Genomic DNA, 17,812 nt, shown 5'->3' on the forward strand with positions numbered 1-17,812 from the left:
ATTACTTGATTTTGCCTTCCTTGTACATCACGTGCTTGCGAACAACCGGATCATATTTCTTGATCTCGATTTTGTCCGGGGTAGTACGCTTGTTCTTGTCGGTAGTGTAGAAGTGACCAGTACCGGCGCTCGAGATCAAACGAATCAATTCACGCATGATTAGCTCCCTTAAATCTTGCCATCGCGGCGAAGTTCGGCGAGCACGACAGTGATGCCACGCTTGTCGATGATACGCATGCCTTTGGCAGATACGCGCAGACGCACAAAACGTTTCTCTTCTTCAACCCAGAAGCGGTGATGCTGCAGGTTCGGCAGGAAACGACGACGGGTTTTGTTGTTTGCGTGGGAAATGTTATTCCCAGTCACCGGACCCTTACCGGTAACTTGACATACTCTCGACATGCCTCAGCCCTCTAAAACCACATGCCCAACCCGGCATGGGTTGGCCGCTTAATCTCTCAGTCATTTGGCGCCAGGCGCCGCGTTTCTTTAGAGGTCTTACCGGCTACACCTACAGTGAAGGAACCGGGCCCCTAGAAAAGAGCGCTGCTTTATACCAGAAAGACCGGGGTGCAACAACAATCGGTGTGCAATCAATCGGCAAAAGGGCGATTTTTTCCGCCGCAGACGCCTTGGACAAAGGCTGCGGCCAGTTTTGACCACTCGTCGCAGAAATCCCGTCCTACAGGCGATTCAGACTTTTCATCGGGCGGCCCACGCTAGAAACCGCGCAAGAGTGCGCCTGAAAATGCAAAAAGGGGATAGTCATTTGCAATTCAGAGCTCTAGGGTAGGACTTTTCCAGACTGCACTTGCAGATGGGCCTTCGATCTGTAAAGGAAACCGACCATGCGCCTCGCTGCCCTACCCCTGTTGCTCGCCCCGCTCCTGCTGAGCCCCCTTGCCCAGGCCGCCGCGTTGAGCGTGTGCACCGAGGCCAGCCCTGAAGGGTTCGACGTGGTGCAGTACAACTCACTGACCACCACCAATGCTTCGGCTGACGTATTGATGAACCGCCTGGTGGATTTCGACACCGCCAGCGGCAAGGTCATTCCGAGCCTTGCCGACAGCTGGGAAGTCAGCACCGACGGCCTCACCTATGTGTTCAAACTGCACCCGCAGGTGAAATTTCACACAACCGATTACTTCAAGCCGAGCCGCGAGCTGAGTGCCGAAGACGTCAAATTCAGCTTCGACCGCATGCTCGACCCGGCCAACCCGTGGCACAAAGTCGCGCAGAGCGGCTTCCCCCATGCGCAGTCGATGCAACTGCCAACCCTGATCAAGAAGATCGACGCCCTTGACCCGCTCACCGTGCGTTTCACGCTTGATCATCCGGATTCGACCTTCCTCGCGACCCTGAGCATGGGCTTCGCCTCGATCTATTCCGCCGAATACGCCGACAAACTGATGAAGGCCGGCGCCACCGACAAACTCAACAGCCAGCCGATCGGCACCGGTCCGTTCGTGTTCAATCGCTTTCAGAAAGACGCGGCGATTCGCTACAAGGCCAACCCGGATTATTTCCATGGCAAGCCTGCCGTCGACCCGTTGATCTTCGCCATCACGCCGGACGCCAACGTGCGCCTGCAAAAGCTGCGGCGCAATGAATGCCAGATCGCCCTGTCGCCGAAACCATTGGATGTACAGGCCGCGCTGAAGGAACCGACGCTGAAAGTCGAAAAGACTGACGCGTTCATGACCGCTTTCGTGGGCATTAACAGCCAGCATCCGCCGCTGGACAAGCCGGAAGTGCGCCAGGCGATCAACCTCGCTTTCGACAAGGCCAACTACATCAAAGCCGTGTTCGAAGACACCGCCGAGGCAGCCAATGGGCCATACCCACCGAACACCTGGAGCTATGCCAAGAACCTGCCGGGCTATCCGCACGACGTGGCCAAGGCCAAGGCGCTGCTGGCCAAGGCCGGCTTGAAGGACGGCTTCCAGACCACGATCTGGACGCGGCCATCGGGCAGCCTGCTCAACCCGAACCCAAGCCTCGGCGCGCAGATGCTGCAGTCGGATCTGGCCGAGATCGGCATCCAGGCAGAAATTCGTGTGATCGAATGGGGCGAGCTGATTCGTCGCGCCAAGGCCGGCGAACATGATCTGCTGTTCATGGGCTGGGCCGGTGACAACGGCGACCCGGACAACTTCCTCACTCCGCAGTTTTCCTGCGCAGCAGTGAAGTCCGGGACCAACTTCGCGCGGTACTGCAACGCCGATCTGGACAAGCTGATCAGCGCCGGCAAGACCACCAGCGAGCAAGGCGTGCGCACCAAGCTGTATGAGCAGGCACAAGCGCAGATCCAGCAGCAGGCATTGTGGCTGCCACTGGCGCACCCGACGGCCTACGCTTTGACGCGCAAGGATGTTCAGGGTTATTCCGTCAGCCCGTTTGGCCGGCAGGATTACTCCAAGATCAGCCTCAAATAACCTGCCTGACACGCCGGTGGATGGAAACAATCTGTGGGAGCGAGCCCGCTCGCGAAAGCGGTCTTTCAGCAAACAATGATGCTGACTGATAAAACGCCTTCGCGAGCAGGCTCGCTCCCACAAGGTCCAGAATCGGCGCCGAGAACTACATCCAGCCACACTCCGCCATCGACAGCGGTTCGCCGTCTCCGACGATGAAGTGATCGAGCACTCGCACGTCAATCAGCTCCAGCGCTTTCTGCAGGCGCTTGGTCAGCAGCCGATCGGCCTGACTAGGATCGGTGTTGCCGGACGGATGGTTGTGACACAGGATCACCGCCGCCGCGTTATTGGCCAGCGCCCGCTTCACCACCTCCCGTGGGTGCACGCTGGTGTTGTCGATCGAGCCGCGAAACAGCGCCTCGAAATTAAGCACCTGATGCTTTGAATCGAGAAACAGGCAGCCGAACACCTCGTGCGGCTCATGCCGCAGCATCGCCTTGAGGTAATCGCGGACGACCTGAGGGTTCTCCAGTGCCGGTTTCTGTCGTGAGCGCTCGGCCAGATGGCGCTTGCTCATTTCCTGCGCGGCTTGCAGCTGCGCGAACTTGGCGGGGCCGAGGCCCAGTTGTTTGCTGAATGCGTCCTGATCGGCCTCGAGCAGCAAACGCAGGCCACCGAATTGCGTCAGCAGATGTCTGGCGAGGTCCACAGCGCTTTTTCCGGGCAATCCGGTGCGCAGAAAAATCGCCAACAACTCAGCGTCCGAAAGACTCCCTGCGCCGTGTTCCAACAGCCTTTCCCGAGGCCGTTCCGCCGCCGGCCAATCGCGAATACTCATAGCACCTCCTTGTCTGTGGGCGCCGCTGTTCCGTAGCGGTCGCTGTGATATCGTAGCCCATCTTTTTGGCGGTCGATTCAACCCTGGGGAGGGGTATCGCGCCGCCGTCATCAACGAAATGAAAGGCAGACCTATGCAGCGGCTGTATCGGAAACGCATCGTTCTGGGCGTCGGCGGCGGCATTGCGGCCTACAAGAGCGCCGATCTGGTTCGCCGCCTGATCGACCAGGGTGCCGAAGTGCGCGTGGTCATGACCCATGGCGGCGCCGAATTCATTACCCCGCTGACCATGCAGGCCCTGTCGGGCCACCCGGTTCACCTCGACTTGCTCGACCCTGCCGCCGAAGCCGCCATGGGTCATATCGAGCTGGCGAAATGGGCCGATCTGGTGCTGATCGCCCCGGCCACCGCCGACCTGATCGCCCGTCTGGCCCAAGGCATTGCCAACGATCTGCTGACAACCTTGGTGCTGGCCACCGACGCCGTGGTTGCTGTCGCGCCAGCGATGAATCAGGCGATGTGGCGCGACCCGGCGACCCAGGCCAACCTGCAACTGCTGGAAAGCCGTGGCCTGAAGACTTTCGGCCCGGCCTCGGGCAGCCAGGCCTGCGGCGACGTCGGCATGGGCCGCATGATGGAGGCCACCGATCTGGCCCTGCTCGCCGCTGATTGCTTCCAGCGCCAGGCCCTGACCGGCAAGCATGTGGTGATCACCGCCGGCCCGACTCAGGAAAACATCGACCCGGTGCGCTACATCACCAACCACAGCTCCGGCAAAATGGGTTTTGCCCTCGCCGAAGCAGCCGTGGAAGCCGGCGCCCGTGTCACTTTGATCAGCGGCCCGGTGCACTTGCCGACGCCTGATCGCGTGACGCGGATTGATGTGGTCAGCGCCCGCGACATGCTCGCCGCCTGCGAATCGGCCATGCCTTGCGACGTGTTCATCTCGTCTGCAGCGGTGGCGGACTACCGCCCTGAAGTCGTCGCCCCGCATAAACTCAAGAAAGATCCTACGAGCGGTGACGGCTTCGTCCTGCAAATGGTGCGCAACCCGGACATTCTGGCCACCATCGCGACCCGTCCCGACCGTCCGTTCAGTGTCGGCTTCGCCGCCGAAACCGAACACCTGCTCGACTACGCTGCACGCAAGCTGAAGGACAAGAATCTCGATCTGATCGTCGCCAACGACGTCGCCAACCCGAGCATCGGTTTCAACAGCGAAGAAAACGCCTGCAGCGTCATCGACCGTGAGCTGCACGCCACGGTTTTCGCCCAGACCAGCAAGAGCAAGATCGCTCGCCAACTGGTCACTTTTATCGCCGAACGTCTGAACCAGGTTTAATTTACATGCACGCTTTGCAAGCCAAGATCCTCGATCCACGCATCGGTAGCGAATTCCCGCTGCCGCAATACGCCACTCCGGGCTCCGCCGGCCTCGACCTGCGCGCCATGCTGGAACAGGACATCGTGATCAAACCGGGTGAAACCGTGCTGATTCCCACCGGCCTGTCGGTGTACATCGGCGACCCGAATCTCGCCGCGCTGATCCTGCCGCGCTCGGGCATGGGCCACAAACATGGCATCGTGCTGGGCAATCTGGTCGGCCTGATCGACTCCGATTACCAGGGCCCGCTGATGGTCTCCTGCTGGAACCGCGGCCAGAGCGACTTCACCATGACCGTCGGCGAACGCCTGGCGCAATTGGTGCTGGTACCGGTGGTGCAGGCGCATTTCGAAATGGTTGAAGAGTTTGTCGAGACCGAGCGCGGTACCGGCGGCTTTGGCCACACTGGCACCAAATAACCGGATAGAAATTATGGGGTGAGGGGATTTATCCCCGTTGGGCTGCGAAGCGGCCCCAAGATTTTGGGTCTGCTGCGCAGCCCATCGGGGATAAATCCCCTCGCCACAAAAAATGCGCTATATCGGCAGCAGGTTTTAACACCGTAAATCAAGGTTTTGCCGGCCGAAAGCCACGCCAGCCGGGGCGTCATGGCCCTTTCATAGCACGAACTCTCTGTGGAAAACGCCGTCATACCCTTCAGTTTGAGCCTGCCGTCGAATCTTTCGCCGGTCTGTCCCGCCCTTTTCGAGATGGAGCATGTCCACAGATGAGCACCCCCGCCAAGATCGCCCCGACGCTGCCTGACAGCATTTTCCGCGCCTACGACATTCGTGGCACCGTGCCGGAATTCCTCAACGGTGAAACCGCCTACTGGATCGGTCGCGCCATCGGCTCGCAGAGCCTGGCCCAGGGCGAGCCGAACGTGTCGGTCGGTCGTGACGGTCGCCTGTCCGGCCCGGAGCTGGTCGCGGAACTCATTCGCGGCATCGCCGAGAGCGGTTGCCACGTCAGCGATGTCGGCCTGGTGCCAACGCCGGCACTGTACTACGCCGCCAACGTGCTGGCCGGCAAGTCCGGGGTGATGCTCACCGGTAGCCACAATCCGTCGAACTACAACGGCTTCAAAATCGTCATCGCCGGCGACACCCTCGCCAACGAGCAGATTCAGGTGCTGCACGAACGCATCAAGAACAACGACCTGAGCACTGGCCAGGGCAGCGTCACTCAGGTCGAAATCCTCGACCGCTACAACACCGAAATCGTCCAGGACATCAAACTCGCTCGTCGCCTGAAAGTCGTGGTCGACTGCGGCAATGGCGCGGCCGGCGTGATCGCCCCGCAACTGATCGAAGCGCTGAACTGCGAAGTCATCCCGCTGTTCTGCGAAGTCGACGGCAACTTCCCGAACCATCACCCGGATCCGGGCAAACCGGAAAACCTCGTAGACCTGATTGCCAAAGTCAAAGAGACCAACGCCGATATCGGCCTGGCCTTCGACGGTGACGGCGACCGCGTTGGCGTGGTGACCAACACCGGCAGCATCGTCTACCCGGATCGTCTGCTGATGCTGTTCGCTCGCGACGTAGTGGCGCGCAACCCGGACGCGGAAATCATCTTCGACGTCAAATGCACCCGTCGCCTGGTGCCATTGATCAAGGAATACGGTGGTCGGCCGCTAATGTGGAAGACCGGTCACTCGTTGATCAAAAAGAAAATGAAACAATCCGGCGCACTGTTGGCCGGCGAAATGAGCGGGCACATCTTCTTCAAGGAACGCTGGTTCGGTTTCGACGACGGCATCTACAGCGCCGCACGTCTGCTGGAGATCCTCAGCAAGGAAAAATCCACCGCGGAAGAGCTGTTTGCGACCTTCCCGAACGATATTTCCACGCCGGAAATCAATATCCATGTGACCGAAGAGAGCAAATTCAGCATCATTGATGCACTGCACGATGCTCAGTGGGGCGAAGGCGCCGACCTGACCACCATCGACGGCGTGCGTGTCGATTACGCCAAAGGCTGGGGCCTGGTGCGCGCGTCCAACACCACACCGGTGCTGGTGCTGCGCTTCGAGGCCGATGACGAGGCTGAATTGCAGCGCATCAAGGATGTGTTCCACGCCCAACTGAAACGCGTTGCACCTGATCTCCAACTACCGTTCTGATCCACCCGGAGCCCTGAATGACCCTCGAACGCGAAGCCGCCGCCAACACTGCCAAGGTCCTGTCCGAAGCGCTGCCTTACATCCGACGCTATGTCGGCAAGACCCTGGTGATCAAATACGGCGGCAACGCGATGGAAAGCGAGGAGCTGAAAACCGGCTTCGCCCGCGACATCGTGCTGATGAAAGCCGTGGGCATCAACCCGGTGGTCGTGCACGGTGGCGGCCCGCAGATCGGTGATCTGCTCAAGCGCCTGTCGATCGAAAGCCACTTCGTCGACGGCATGCGCGTTACCGACGCGGCGACCATGGACGTGGTGGAAATGGTCCTTGGCGGTCAGGTCAACAAGAGCATCGTCAACCTGATCAACCGCCATGGCGGCAGCGCCATCGGCCTGACCGGTAAGGATGCCGGGCTGATCCGGGCGAAGAAGCTCACCGTCTCCCGCCAGACCCCGGAGATGACCCAGCCGGAAATCATCGACATCGGCCATGTCGGCGAAGTCGTCGGCATCAATACCGAGCTGTTGAATCTGCTGGTCAAAGGCAACTTCATCCCGGTCATCGCGCCGATTGGCGTCGGTGAGAACGGCGAGTCGTACAACATCAACGCCGACCTGGTGGCGGGCAAGGTTGCCGAAGCACTGAAAGCTGAAAAGCTGATGCTGCTGACCAACATTGCCGGCCTGATGGACAAGTCGGGCACCGTGCTGACCGGCCTGAGCACGCAGCAGGTCGACGACCTGATCGCCGATGGCACGATCTACGGCGGCATGCTGCCGAAGATCCGCTGCGCACTGGAAGCGGTTCAGGGTGGCGTAGGTAGTTCGTTGATCATCGACGGTCGTGTGCCGAACGCGATTCTGCTGGAAATCTTCACTGATACTGGCGTGGGTACGCTGATCAGCAATCGCAAGCGTCCTTGATCGCTGATACACCGGAGATCGCAATCTGCGGCAGCGCCTGCAAATTTCGTTGATGCGAAATTTCTGTAGGAGCTGACGAAGGCTGCGATCTTTTTTGTGCGCGCAGGAAACGCCTGACTCGACACAGCGAAACGTCCGACATCCCTTCAGAACAAATCTCCATAGGATCTTCCCCTCATCCAACGGAGATCTTCCCATGCAAAAAAACAGCGTTCCTTACGGCAGTGACATTTCGGCTGGCACTTACGCCTGCGTGGACTGCGGCCGAGAGTATTCAGCCCCTTCGCAGACTTCGATGCCGCCCTGCCCTGACTTCACCGAAGCCTCTCACCCACTCAAGGGCTGGAAAGTGCTCACCGGCCAAGGAGATGCACCCCAGGATCCCTACCCAGCCGCCAGCGACAAATAACCGGAGCGGCGACTCATGCAGATCTCGTTCACGATCGACGCCGATGCTTTCGAGCAGGAACAAAAGGAACCGGTAAAAAAGACCTTGCGCATCGGCGACGCTGAAATCGCCCATGCGCTGGAGCGCATCGCCAAAGCCAGCCTGACCGAATACCTGAAAATGCTGGTTGAGGGCGGCATGCCCAGCCGGGCGGACGAAGCCAAACAGGATCGCCTGCTGTATCTGATTCAGAGTTACTTTGGGCAAACCCTGCCGACCGAATCGCAGATCTCGACGATCTTTCAACTGACCCAGAGCCAAAGCAAAACCCTGCTGAAGAACACCGTTTCGCGTTTTCGCAATCAGCTCGACGACATCCTGCAGCACAGCATGCGCGCCGTAATCCAGTCCGCCGAGCATGCGCAAAACGTGTTTCTGGTGGTGATCAGCTCGGACGTGATCCGCGATGAATTGAACATGCTCATCACCCAGAACGAGCCGACCTTCAAACCCATCACCAAACGCAAGGGCAGCGCCGGGCAATTCGAGATCAGCGAAGATTCCCACGCATTGCTCTGTGCAACGCTGGGTCTGAATGCCGTTCAGTAACATCGTCGCGGTCAGTGGCTTGCTGCTGACCCTGACCACGTTCATGTTCAATCTGGCATGGCCGGCGCTTAATGCAGCGTTGGCTGAGGATGAATTTCAAAAAGGTTCGCAGGGCCGAAAGCGCAGTCGAGACAAGGTGATGGCTGCTTTCTGCTGGCAAGCAGTGCCACTGACGTGCGCGTTTGTGGCGCTGTTTTACGTCAACTTGCCGGCTGCGGTTAGCATCATCGACAGCAGCACGCTGGATTTGTGGGATTTCGATGTGGATCGCACGTTGTACGTGATGGTGGTTGTAGCGCTGCTGGTGTTTGCGCTGGTCAATGCGGGACTGGCGCTGAGACTGCTGATCAAATGGCAAAAACTGCGTAGACCACTGTAGGAGCTGCCGAAGGCTCGGGCCGCGATCGGACGATCTTTTGATCTTGATCCTGAAAAACAAGATCAAAAGATCGCAGCCTTCGGCAGCTCCTACAGGTGCGTATCACACGCCAAATTGGGCGCGGTACGCTTCCACGGCTGGGAGGTGTTGCTTGAGCTGCGGATCGTCGGCGAGGAACTCCAACACCTGATTCAGCGAGACGATGCTGATCACCGGAATGCCGAAGTCACGCTCGACTTCCTGGATGGCCGACAATTCGCCGTTGCCACGCTCCTGGCGGTTCAGCGCGATCAGCACACCGGCGGCTTTGGCGCCGTCTTGGGAAGCGATGATCTGCATCACTTCACGAATGGCGGTGCCGGCGGTGATCACGTCGTCGATGATCAAGACTTCGCCAGTCAGCGGCGCGCCAACCAGGCTGCCGCCCTCGCCGTGGGCCTTGGCTTCCTTACGGTTGAAGCACCACGGCAGGTCACGATCGTGATGCTCGGCCAGCGCAACGGCGGTCGTGGCCGCCAGCGGAATACCTTTATAAGCCGGGCCAAACAGAACGTCGAAGGGGATGCCGCTCTCGGTGATGGCGGCGGCGTAGAAACGCCCCAGCTGCGCCAGGGCCGAACCCGAGTTGAACAGGCCGGCGTTGAAGAAGTAGGGACTGGTGCGCCCGGACTTCAGGGTGAACTCACCGAAGCGCAAAACGCCGCGATCGATGGCAAAACGAATGAAATCGCGCTGATACGCTTGCATGAAAAAAACCCCAAATACCACGGATTTAGCTAATTAGCTTGACGCCGTGTATCATACACGCACGCGATTTTTGGGGCCATTTATGCGGATCATCAGTGTGAACGTCAATGGTATTCAGGCGGCAGTCGAGCGCGGTTTGCTCAGTTGGCTGCAAGCCCAGAATGCCGACGTCATCTGCCTGCAGGACACCCGTGCCTCCGCCTTTGAACTGGATGACCCAGCCTTCCAACTGGATGGCTACTTCCTTTATGCCTGCGATGCTGAAGTCCCTGCCCAAGGCGGCGTGGCTTTGTATTCGCGGTTGCAACCGAAGGCTGTCATCAGCGGTCTCGGTTTCGAGACGGCCGACCGCTACGGGCGCTACCTGCAAGCAGATTTCGACAAAGTCAGTATTGCCACCTTGCTGTTTCCTTCGGGGATGAACGGCGATGAGGACTTGAACCAGAAGTTCAAGCTCATGGACGATTTCGGCAAGTACCTGGACAAACAGCGACGCAAACGTCGCGAGTACATTTATTGTGGCTCGCTGTACGTTGCGCAGCAGAAACTCGACATCAAGAACTGGCGCGACAGCCAGCAATCTCCAGGCTTCCTGGCGCCGGAACGCGCCTGGATGGACGAGATTGTCGGCAACATGGGCTATGTCGATGCGCTGCGCGAAGTCAGCCGAGAAGGCGATCAGTACAGCTGGTGGCCGGATAACGAACAGGCCGAGATGCTCAATCTGGGCTGGCGTTTCGATTATCAGATCCTGACCCCGGGCCTGCGTCGCTCGGTGCGCAGTGCACGCCTGCCGCGTCAGCCACGGTTTTCGCAGCACGCGCCGTTGATCGTCGACTACGACTGGACGCTGACCATCTAAGCGTCGTATCGCAGCCAAAGAAAATGCCCGCATCGTGAGATGCGGGCATTTTTTATGCGCCGTGCTTCCTAAACCGCAGCGAAGAATGGCAAGGCCAGGTACAGCTTGATCACGATGACGTTAACGATATCGATGAAGAACGCTCCTACCATCGGCACCACCAGAAACGCGATTTGCGAAGGGCCATAGCGCTGCGTCACCGCTTGCATGTTGGCAATGGCCGTAGGCGTGGCACCCAGCCCAAAGCCGCAGTGTCCCGCAGCGAGTACGGCGGCATCATAGTTGCTGCCCATCACCCGAAACGTTACGAAAATCGCGAACAGCGCCATGACCAGCGCCTGCACGGCCAGAATGATGAAGATCGGCAATGCCAACGCCGCCAGATCCCAAAGCTTCAGCGACATCAGCGCGATCGCCAGAAACAGCGAGAGGCTGACATTGCCGAGCACGGAAACTTCACGCTCGAACACCTGATACAAGCCAAGTGCTGACAGACTGTTGCGCAACACCACACCTACAAACAGCACGCAAACAAACGTCGGCAGTTCGAACGCAGTGCCATGCAGAACGCCATTCAGAAGGTTGCCAGCGAGCAGGCTGACGGCAATCAGCGCCAGCGTCTCGACGAACGAAAACGGCGTGATTGAGCGTTCCTTGTTTGGCTGTTCAAAACCTCTTGGCAGTCGCGGCGCTTGTTGCGGATTGCAACCCGGCACTTGCACGCGCTTGATCAGCAACCGGGCAACGGGCCCACCGATCAGACCACCCAGCACCAGACCGAACGTCGCTGAGGCCAGCGCCAGCTCTGAAGCCGACGCCAGGCCATATTTCTCGCTGAACACCGCGCCCCATGCAGCGCCAGTGCCGTGGCCGCCGGCCAGCGTGATCGAGCCCGTCAGCAAGCCCATCAAAGGGTCGAGCCCGAGCAGGGTTGCCAACCCGATGCCCATGGCGTTCTGCACCACCAGCAAGCCAATGACCGCCAGCAGGAAGATACCGACAATGCGGCCGCCCTTCTTCAGACTGGCAAGGTCAGCACTCAAGCCAATGGTGGCAAAGAAAGCCAACATCAGGGGGGTTTGCAATGATGTATCGAAGCGGACTTCAATGTCGAAAGTGCGCAATATCAACAGGAGCACGGCAACCACAAGGCCGCCTGCTACCGGTTCAGGAATATTGTAACTTCGCAGAAAGCCGACACGCGTAACAAGTCCGCGTCCGAGCAGCAGTACTAAAGAAGCGGCCACGAGCGTGCCGTAGAAATCGAGCTCAATCATGTGGATTATTCTTGGCTAAGTATTCACGAGGCGAGCGTTTACCTGGGCTCGACGGGTGAACCGGCTGATTTTCTCAACACTGATTACTGGGGAATTCAAGTACCATCGATGGCTTGAACATATCGGAATGTTTCAACCGAAACATTACATCGGGCAACTTTAACAACCAGCTCGCGCCAATAACAAGAACGGGAATAAGCACTGGACCGATCAGTTGTGACCAAAGATGTAATAGAGGAACATCAGCAAATAAATGCCAAACCGCACATCGTTAACAGACTAGTCCTACAACAAAAACCAATTATTAAGTTGCACAAATAAAAATACCCCGATAAGTCGGGGTATTTTCATATTGCGACACAACAGACTTTCACTTGATCAATCGCCAGGTGAACGGATATCTGTATGGGAAACCTTCGTTGGCTTTGACCCCTGCAATGATCGTCAGGACCAGTGCGGCGATCGCCAACAAACCAAACAGGAAGAAACCAATGATCAGCAGCATGAGCAGGAAGCAGATCATTGAGGCTATCGCCACCGTGATCTGAAAATTCAACGCCTCTTTGCCCTGTGCATCGATAAAAGGGTCTTTCTCGCGCTTCATCTGCCATAGGATCAACGGCCCGATCAGATTGCCGAACGGAATCCAGATCCCCAGCAAGGCGGACAGGTGACAGAACATTGCCCACTGGCGAACCTCCTGGCTCGGTTTGGGCAGCAACTCTTGCTCGTCACTCATCATGTCCTCCTTGTGGTCGAAAACCTCAGTCGGCCAGTGCAGCCTTCTGCAGTTCGAAGATCTCGTTCATGCCTTTCTTCGCCAGTTCCAGCATGGCGTTCAAGTCTTCAGGCTGGAACGGCGCGCCTTCAGCAGTGCCCTGCACTTCGATGAAACCGCCGGTGCTGGTCATCACTACGTTCAGGTCGGTTTCAGCAGCGGAATCTTCAAGATAGTCCAGATCCAGCACCGGCTCGCCCTGGTACATGCCCACCGAGACTGCACCGATCATCTGCTTGAGCGGGTCACCGCCTTTCAGGCCGCCGCGCTTCTTGATCACTTTCAGGGCATCGACCAGCGCAACCATGGCGCCGGTGATGGACGCGGTGCGAGTACCGCCATCGGCCTGGATCACGTCGCAATCGACATACAGGGTCACGTCGCCAAGCTTGGACATATCCAGCGCCGCGCGCAGGGAGCGGCCGATCAGACGCTGGATTTCGAGAGTACGACCGCCCTGCTTGCCACGGCTGGCCTCACGCTGGTTACGCTCACCGGTGGCGCGCGGCAGCATGCCGTACTCGGCAGTCAACCAGCCCTGGCCCTGGCCTTTGAGGAAGCGCGGCACGCCATTTTCGACGCTGACGGTGCAGATGACTTTGGTATCACCGAATTCGACCAGTACGGATCCCTCGGCGTGTTTGGTGTAGTTGCGGGTGATGCGGATCGAGCGGAGCTGATCGGCAGCGCGACCACTTGGACGTTTCATAGGGATACCTGTACTGAGGACGGAAAACTGCCGAGCATTATAGAGCCCTGCACCGCGAGTGGGCACTGGTTAAAACCGCCGGCCGACGACCGAAGCCCCTCAAGCGCGCATAACCGACGGGCTGCAGCGCTTTGTCACACCGTGTGTTTGGGCGCATTCGCCGCACTGCGCTACAATCCTGCGCCTTTGCTGCCAGTCGGCTTAAATTCATTGAAATCGCGCCTGCGAAACAGCGTTTCGCGCCGATCTGCATTGCGAGGTCACCGCCATGGTGCACAGCATGACCGCCTTCGCCCGCGTCGAGAAAGCCGGCGTTCAGGGCACCCTGAGCTGGGAACTGCGCTCGGTCAACAGCCGCTATCTGGAACCGCACCTGCGCTTGCCCGAATCGTTTCGCGACCTCGAAGGCGCCGTGCGTGAAGCACTGCGTCAGGGCCTGTCGCGGGGCAAACTGGAATGCACGCTGCGCTTCACCGAAGAAAGCACCGGCAAACCGCTGCAAGTGGACCGCGAGCGCGCCGCGCAACTGGTGGCCGCTGCGGAAACCGTTGCCGGTCTGATCAAGAATCCTGCTGCGCTGAATCCGCTGGAAGTGCTGGCCTGGCCCGGCGTGCTGGTGGCCGATGCGACCGACCCGCAAGCGCTGAACGCCGAAGCGCTGGCGCTGTTCAATCAGGGCTTGAAGGATCTGAAGGCTGGTCGCGAGCGCGAAGGCGCGGAGCTGGCTCGCTTGATCAACGACCGCCTGACTTCCATCGAAGAAGACGTGGTGACCCTGCGTGAACTGGTGCCGCAGATGCTCGCCACCCAGCGCCAGAAGGTTCTCGACCGCTTCGCCGACATGAAGGCTGAGCTCGACCCGCAGCGCCTGGAACAGGAAATGGTCATCCTCGCGCAAAAAAGCGACGTGGCCGAAGAACTGGATCGCCTGAGCACTCACATCATCGAAGTCCGCCGGGTGCTCAAGTCCGGTGGTGCCGCCGGGCGGCGTCTGGACTTCCTGATGCAGGAGCTCAACCGCGAGGCCAACACACTGGGCTCCAAAGCCTTCGACCCGCGCAGCACCCAGGCCGCCGTCAACCTCAAGGTGTTGATCGAGCAGATGCGCGAACAAGTGCAGAATATTGAGTAAGGCTACCCTGACATGACCCAACACACCGGCACCCTGTACATCATTTCCGCGCCATCGGGCGCGGGCAAGAGCAGTCTGGTCAAGGCGTTGACCGACGCCGACCCGGAGATCCGCGTTTCGGTCTCGCACACCACCCGCGCCATGCGCCCGGGCGAAGTGGATGGCGTGAACTACCATTTCGTGACCCGCGAAGAGTTCGTGAAGATGGGCGAGCACGGCGACTTCCTTGAACGCGCCGAAGTCTTCGGCAACTTCTACGGCACCTCGCAAAGCCGCCTGCAGCAGACGCTGGACGAAGGTCACGACCTGATTCTGGAAATCGACTGGCAAGGCGCCGAGCAAGTGCGCAAACTGATGCCGCAGGCGCGCTCGATCTTCATCCTGCCGCCATCGCTGCAAGCCCTGCACCAGCGCCTGACCAACCGCGGCCAGGACAGCGACGAGATCATCGACGGCCGCATGCGCGAAGCGGTCAGCGAGATGAGCCATTACGTCGATTACGATTACCTGATCATCAACGACGATTTCGCCCACGCGCTGGACGATCTGAAAGCGATTTTCCGCGCCAATCAGCTGCAACAGAAACGCCAGCAAGTGCGTTTCGGCAAATTGCTGGCTGAATTGCTCGGCTAAAACAGCACTTCCCAAAATGCCTGCAAGCGCTTTACATTGGTGCTTGCAGCGCGTTGAAGGGTCTGGTCAAAAAATCAGCGCTTCCCTAATCGCTGGTGATTTTTTAAACTGCTCAGTCCGCTCGCCCAACCGGGCAGCGCGCATATTGCATTCGCTCCGAGGAATACCATGGCCCGCGTAACCGTTGAAGACTGCCTAGAACACGTGGAAAACCGCTTTGAGCTGGTCATGCTCTCTACCAAGCGTGCCCGTCAACTGGCCACCGGCGGCAAAGAGCCATTGGTGCAGTGGGAAAACGACAAGCCGACCGTTGTCGCGCTGCGTGAAATTGCTGAAGGCCTGATGAGCTACGAGTTCATCGCCGAGCAGGAAATCGTCCAGGATGAACCGCTGTTCGCAGCGTTCGAGGACGAGTCGAACGAGGCCGTCTAAGCCTATGCCTGGTCGACGTAGCACGGCGCGGGGTCACAGCTTTCGGCAGGAATCATCATGCCGAGCATAGACGCCCTCGCCGATCGCTTATCGACCTACCTCGGCAACGACCAGGTCAACCTGGTCCGCCGAGCGTATTTCTACGCCGAACAAGCCCATGACGGTCAACGCCGTCGCAGCGGCGAGGCGTATGTCACGCATCCTCTTGCCGTGGCCAATATTCTTGCCGACATGCACATGGACCATCAGAGCCTGATGGCCGCGATGCTGCATGACGTGATCGAAGACACCGGTATCGCCAAGGAAGCGCTGCAAGCGCAGTTTGGTGAAACCGTGGCCGAACTGGTCGACGGGGTCAGCAAACTGACCCAGATGAATTTCGAGACCAAGGCCGAAGCCCAGGCGGAAAACTTCCAGAAAATGGCCATGGCCATGGCGCGCGACATCCGGGTGATCCTGGTCAAGCTCGCCGACCGTCTGCACAACATGCGCACGCTGGAAGTGCTGTCCGGCGAAAAACGCCGGCGTATCGCCAAGGAAACCCTCGAGATCTACGCACCCATCGCCAACCGGCTGGGCATGCACGCGATCCGCATCGAATTCGAAGACCTCGGCTTCAAGGCCATGCACCCGATGCGTTCCGCGCGGATCTACCAGGCGGTCAAACGCGCCCGGGGCAACCGCAAGGAAATCGTCAACAAGATCGAAGAATCCCTCGGTCACTGCCTCGCCATCGACGGCATCCAGGGCGAAGTCAGCGGTCGGCAGAAACACCTCTACGGCATCTACAAGAAAATGCGCGGCAAGCGTCGGGCCTTCAACGAGATCATGGACGTTTACGCGTTCCGGATCATCGTCGACAAGGTCGATACCTGCTACCGCGTACTGGGTGCTGTGCATAATTTGTACAAACCGTTGCCAGGGCGCTTCAAGGATTACATCGCGATCCCCAAGGCCAACGGCTATCAGTCGCTGCACACCACGCTGTTCGGCATGCACGGTGTACCGATCGAGATCCAGATCCGCACCCGCGAAATGGAAGAAATGGCCAACAACGGCATCGCCGCCCATTGGCTGTACAAATCCAGCGGCGACGAGCAGCCCAAAGGCACGCACGCCCGCGCTCGCCAGTGGGTCAAAGGCGTGCTGGAAATGCAGCAACGCGCCGGCAACTCGCTGGAATTCATCGAAAGCGTGAAGATCGACCTGTTCCCGGACGAGGTCTACGTGTTCACGCCCAAAGGCCGGATCATGGAGCTGCCAAAAGGCTCCACGGCGGTCGACTTTGCCTACGCAGTGCACACCGATGTCGGCAACAGCTGCATCGCCTGCCGGATCAATCGTCGTCTCGCGCCGCTGTCCGAACCGCTGCAAAGCGGCTCCACGGTCGAGATCGTCAGCGCTCCCGGCGCCCGGCCGAACCCGGCATGGCTCAACTTCGTCGTTACCGGCAAGGCGCGTACGCACATTCGTCATGCGCTGAAGCTACAACGCCGCTCCGAGTCCATCAGTCTTGGCGAACGCCTGCTGAACAAGGTCCTCAACGGTTTCGACAGCTCCCTGGAGAAGATCCCGGCAGAGCGCGTCAAAGCAATGCTTACCGAGTACCGCCTCGAACTGATCGAAGACCTGCTCGAAGACATCGGCCTGGGCAACCGCATGGCGTACGTGGTCGCCCGTCGCCTGCTTGGCGAAGGCGAGCAGCTGCCGAGCCCGGAAGGTCCGCTGGCGATTCGCGGCACCGAAGGCCTGGTGCTCAGCTACGCCAAGTGCTGTACACCGATCCCCGGCGACCCGATTGTCGGACATCTGTCGGCGGGCAAAGGCATGGTCGTGCACCTGGATAACTGCCGCAACATCAGCGAAATCAGGCACAACCCGGAAAAATGCATCCAGCTCTCGTGGGCCAAGGATGTCACCGGCGAATTCAACGTCGAGTTGCGCGTCGAGCTGGAACACCAGCGCGGCCTGATCGCCCTGCTGGCCAGCAGCGTCAACGCGGCCGACGGCAATATCGAGAAAATCAGCATGGACGAACGCGATGGTCGCATCAGCGTCGTGCAGTTGGTGGTCAGCGTCCACGACCGTGTGCACCTGGCCCGCGTGATCAAGAAACTGCGCGCCTTGACCGGGGTGATCCGCATCACCCGCATGCGCGCATAACCTGCCTATTACAAGG

The 17,812-nt window shown here is 59.2% G+C and carries 18 protein-coding genes and 1 pseudogene; 12 read left to right on the top strand and 7 right to left on the bottom strand.

Going from position 1 to position 17,812, the window contains the following annotated elements; genetic code table 11:
• Position 1: 1 nt before the first annotated feature.
• Entirely contained in the window at positions 2–157 is a 156-nt protein-coding gene (gene rpmG, locus AB4N41_RS08030; protein WP_016772554.1) for a 50S ribosomal protein L33, read from the bottom strand.
• Positions 158–168: 11 nt separating this feature from the next.
• Positions 169–402 carry a 50S ribosomal protein L28 gene (gene rpmB / locus AB4N41_RS08035; RefSeq protein ID WP_007920377.1) on the bottom strand — a complete coding sequence of 78 codons (234 nt, stop codon included), beginning with the start codon at positions 400–402 and terminating at the stop codon, positions 169–171.
• A 446-nt stretch (positions 403–848) separates the two neighbouring features.
• Here rpmB and AB4N41_RS08040 point away from each other — a divergent pair, with 446 nt between their 5' ends.
• Positions 849–2,435: an ABC transporter substrate-binding protein gene (locus tag AB4N41_RS08040; RefSeq protein ID WP_133335679.1), complete on the top strand. Its 1,587-nt coding sequence runs from the start codon at positions 849–851 to the stop codon at positions 2,433–2,435.
• A 145-nt stretch (positions 2,436–2,580) separates the two neighbouring features.
• Here AB4N41_RS08040 and radC read toward each other — a convergent pair whose 3' ends face one another.
• Positions 2,581–3,255, bottom strand: a complete 675-nt coding sequence (radC, locus tag AB4N41_RS08045) for a RadC family protein (protein ID WP_041476636.1) — start codon at positions 3,253–3,255, stop codon at positions 2,581–2,583.
• 133 nt (positions 3,256–3,388) lie between these two features.
• On the opposite strand from radC, the gene coaBC reads away from it, so the two are divergent.
• From coaBC to AB4N41_RS08075, 6 genes and pseudogenes are all read left to right on the top strand, one after another.
• Positions 3,389–4,597, top strand: a complete 1,209-nt coding sequence (gene coaBC, locus AB4N41_RS08050; protein WP_016772551.1) for a bifunctional phosphopantothenoylcysteine decarboxylase/phosphopantothenate--cysteine ligase CoaBC — start codon at positions 3,389–3,391, stop codon at positions 4,595–4,597.
• 5 nt (positions 4,598–4,602) lie between these two features.
• Positions 4,603–5,058 (top strand): dUTP diphosphatase, encoded by a 456-nt coding sequence (gene dut, locus AB4N41_RS08055; protein ID WP_041476635.1) that lies wholly within the window; start codon positions 4,603–4,605, stop codon positions 5,056–5,058.
• A gap of 302 nt (positions 5,059–5,360) precedes the next feature.
• Positions 5,361–6,764: pseudogene (locus AB4N41_RS08060) on the top strand (phosphomannomutase/phosphoglucomutase); the annotation flags it as partial.
• A gap of 17 nt (positions 6,765–6,781) precedes the next feature.
• Positions 6,782–7,687 carry an acetylglutamate kinase gene (argB, locus tag AB4N41_RS08065; RefSeq protein ID WP_016772548.1) on the top strand — a complete coding sequence of 302 codons (906 nt, stop codon included), beginning with the start codon at positions 6,782–6,784 and terminating at the stop codon, positions 7,685–7,687.
• Between the two features lie 424 nt (positions 7,688–8,111).
• A complete protein-coding gene (locus tag AB4N41_RS08070) occupies positions 8,112–8,684 on the top strand; it encodes a hypothetical protein (protein WP_016772546.1) in 573 nt (190 codons plus the stop codon).
• The gene (locus AB4N41_RS08075; RefSeq protein WP_252877107.1) at positions 8,671–9,063 is read left to right on the top strand and encodes a hypothetical protein; all 393 of its coding nucleotides are present in this window, start codon (positions 8,671–8,673) and stop codon (positions 9,061–9,063) included. Before AB4N41_RS08070 ends, AB4N41_RS08075 begins: the two co-directional genes overlap by 14 nt.
• 102 nt (positions 9,064–9,165) lie before the next feature.
• On the opposite strand, the gene pyrE is transcribed toward AB4N41_RS08075, so the two are convergent.
• The gene (pyrE, locus tag AB4N41_RS08080; protein WP_056791572.1) at positions 9,166–9,810 is read right to left on the bottom strand and encodes an orotate phosphoribosyltransferase; all 645 of its coding nucleotides are present in this window, start codon (positions 9,808–9,810) and stop codon (positions 9,166–9,168) included.
• A gap of 82 nt (positions 9,811–9,892) precedes the next feature.
• Here pyrE and AB4N41_RS08085 point away from each other — a divergent pair, with 82 nt between their 5' ends.
• Entirely contained in the window at positions 9,893–10,672 is a 780-nt protein-coding gene (locus tag AB4N41_RS08085; RefSeq protein WP_016772543.1) for an exodeoxyribonuclease III, read from the top strand.
• Positions 10,673–10,740: 68 nt separating this feature from the next.
• Here the strand turns inward: AB4N41_RS08085 and gltS are convergent, their stop codons facing one another.
• The 3 genes from gltS to rph form a co-directional block, all read right to left on the bottom strand.
• Complete coding sequence (gene gltS / locus AB4N41_RS08090) at positions 10,741–11,949, bottom strand: sodium/glutamate symporter (RefSeq protein WP_056791569.1); 1,209 nt, start codon at positions 11,947–11,949, stop codon at positions 10,741–10,743.
• 370 nt (positions 11,950–12,319) lie between these two features.
• The gene (locus tag AB4N41_RS08095) at positions 12,320–12,688 is read right to left on the bottom strand and encodes a DUF4870 domain-containing protein (RefSeq protein ID WP_016772541.1); all 369 of its coding nucleotides are present in this window, start codon (positions 12,686–12,688) and stop codon (positions 12,320–12,322) included.
• 25 nt (positions 12,689–12,713) lie between these two features.
• Complete coding sequence (gene rph, locus AB4N41_RS08100) at positions 12,714–13,436, bottom strand: ribonuclease PH (RefSeq protein ID WP_027610407.1); 723 nt, start codon at positions 13,434–13,436, stop codon at positions 12,714–12,716.
• A gap of 268 nt (positions 13,437–13,704) precedes the next feature.
• On the opposite strand from rph, the gene AB4N41_RS08105 reads away from it, so the two are divergent.
• The 4 genes from AB4N41_RS08105 to spoT all read left to right on the top strand — a co-directional run bounded on the left by AB4N41_RS08105 (position 13,705) and on the right by spoT (position 17,796).
• Entirely contained in the window at positions 13,705–14,568 is an 864-nt protein-coding gene (locus AB4N41_RS08105; protein ID WP_016770639.1) for a YicC/YloC family endoribonuclease, read from the top strand.
• A gap of 12 nt (positions 14,569–14,580) precedes the next feature.
• On the top strand, positions 14,581–15,201 hold the full coding sequence (gene gmk / locus AB4N41_RS08110) for a guanylate kinase (protein WP_039757364.1): 621 nt from the start codon (positions 14,581–14,583) through the stop codon (positions 15,199–15,201).
• Between the two features lie 168 nt (positions 15,202–15,369).
• The gene (rpoZ, locus tag AB4N41_RS08115) at positions 15,370–15,633 is read left to right on the top strand and encodes a DNA-directed RNA polymerase subunit omega (protein ID WP_008030604.1); all 264 of its coding nucleotides are present in this window, start codon (positions 15,370–15,372) and stop codon (positions 15,631–15,633) included.
• A gap of 57 nt (positions 15,634–15,690) precedes the next feature.
• On the top strand, positions 15,691–17,796 hold the full coding sequence (gene spoT / locus AB4N41_RS08120) for a bifunctional GTP diphosphokinase/guanosine-3',5'-bis pyrophosphate 3'-pyrophosphohydrolase (RefSeq protein ID WP_007920338.1): 2,106 nt from the start codon (positions 15,691–15,693) through the stop codon (positions 17,794–17,796).
• Positions 17,797–17,812: the final 16 nt, after the last annotated feature.

The organism is Pseudomonas sp. S2_A10, assembly GCF_054668465.1.

What these genes read in the sequence shown, in the direction of transcription:
- rpmG (WP_016772554.1), bottom strand. Translation starts at nt 157, where the DNA reads ATGCGTGAATTGATTCGTTTGATCTCGAGCGCCGGTACTGGTCACTTC.
- rpmB (WP_007920377.1), bottom strand. Translation starts at nt 402, where the DNA reads ATGTCGAGAGTATGTCAAGTTACCGGTAAGGGTCCGGTGACTGGGAAT.
- AB4N41_RS08040 (WP_133335679.1), top strand. Translation starts at nt 849, where the DNA reads ATGCGCCTCGCTGCCCTACCCCTGTTGCTCGCCCCGCTCCTGCTGAGC.
- radC (WP_041476636.1), bottom strand. Translation starts at nt 3,255, where the DNA reads ATGAGTATTCGCGATTGGCCGGCGGCGGAACGGCCTCGGGAAAGGCTG.
- coaBC (WP_016772551.1), top strand. Translation starts at nt 3,389, where the DNA reads ATGCAGCGGCTGTATCGGAAACGCATCGTTCTGGGCGTCGGCGGCGGC.
- dut (WP_041476635.1), top strand. Translation starts at nt 4,603, where the DNA reads ATGCACGCTTTGCAAGCCAAGATCCTCGATCCACGCATCGGTAGCGAA.
- argB (WP_016772548.1), top strand. Translation starts at nt 6,782, where the DNA reads ATGACCCTCGAACGCGAAGCCGCCGCCAACACTGCCAAGGTCCTGTCC.
- AB4N41_RS08070 (WP_016772546.1), top strand. Translation starts at nt 8,112, where the DNA reads ATGCAGATCTCGTTCACGATCGACGCCGATGCTTTCGAGCAGGAACAA.
- AB4N41_RS08075 (WP_252877107.1), top strand. Translation starts at nt 8,671, where the DNA reads ATGCCGTTCAGTAACATCGTCGCGGTCAGTGGCTTGCTGCTGACCCTG.
- pyrE (WP_056791572.1), bottom strand. Translation starts at nt 9,810, where the DNA reads ATGCAAGCGTATCAGCGCGATTTCATTCGTTTTGCCATCGATCGCGGC.
- AB4N41_RS08085 (WP_016772543.1), top strand. Translation starts at nt 9,893, where the DNA reads ATGCGGATCATCAGTGTGAACGTCAATGGTATTCAGGCGGCAGTCGAG.
- gltS (WP_056791569.1), bottom strand. Translation starts at nt 11,949, where the DNA reads ATGATTGAGCTCGATTTCTACGGCACGCTCGTGGCCGCTTCTTTAGTA.
- AB4N41_RS08095 (WP_016772541.1), bottom strand. Translation starts at nt 12,688, where the DNA reads ATGAGTGACGAGCAAGAGTTGCTGCCCAAACCGAGCCAGGAGGTTCGC.
- rph (WP_027610407.1), bottom strand. Translation starts at nt 13,436, where the DNA reads ATGAAACGTCCAAGTGGTCGCGCTGCCGATCAGCTCCGCTCGATCCGC.
- AB4N41_RS08105 (WP_016770639.1), top strand. Translation starts at nt 13,705, where the DNA reads ATGGTGCACAGCATGACCGCCTTCGCCCGCGTCGAGAAAGCCGGCGTT.
- gmk (WP_039757364.1), top strand. Translation starts at nt 14,581, where the DNA reads ATGACCCAACACACCGGCACCCTGTACATCATTTCCGCGCCATCGGGC.
- rpoZ (WP_008030604.1), top strand. Translation starts at nt 15,370, where the DNA reads ATGGCCCGCGTAACCGTTGAAGACTGCCTAGAACACGTGGAAAACCGC.
- spoT (WP_007920338.1), top strand. Translation starts at nt 15,691, where the DNA reads ATGCCGAGCATAGACGCCCTCGCCGATCGCTTATCGACCTACCTCGGC.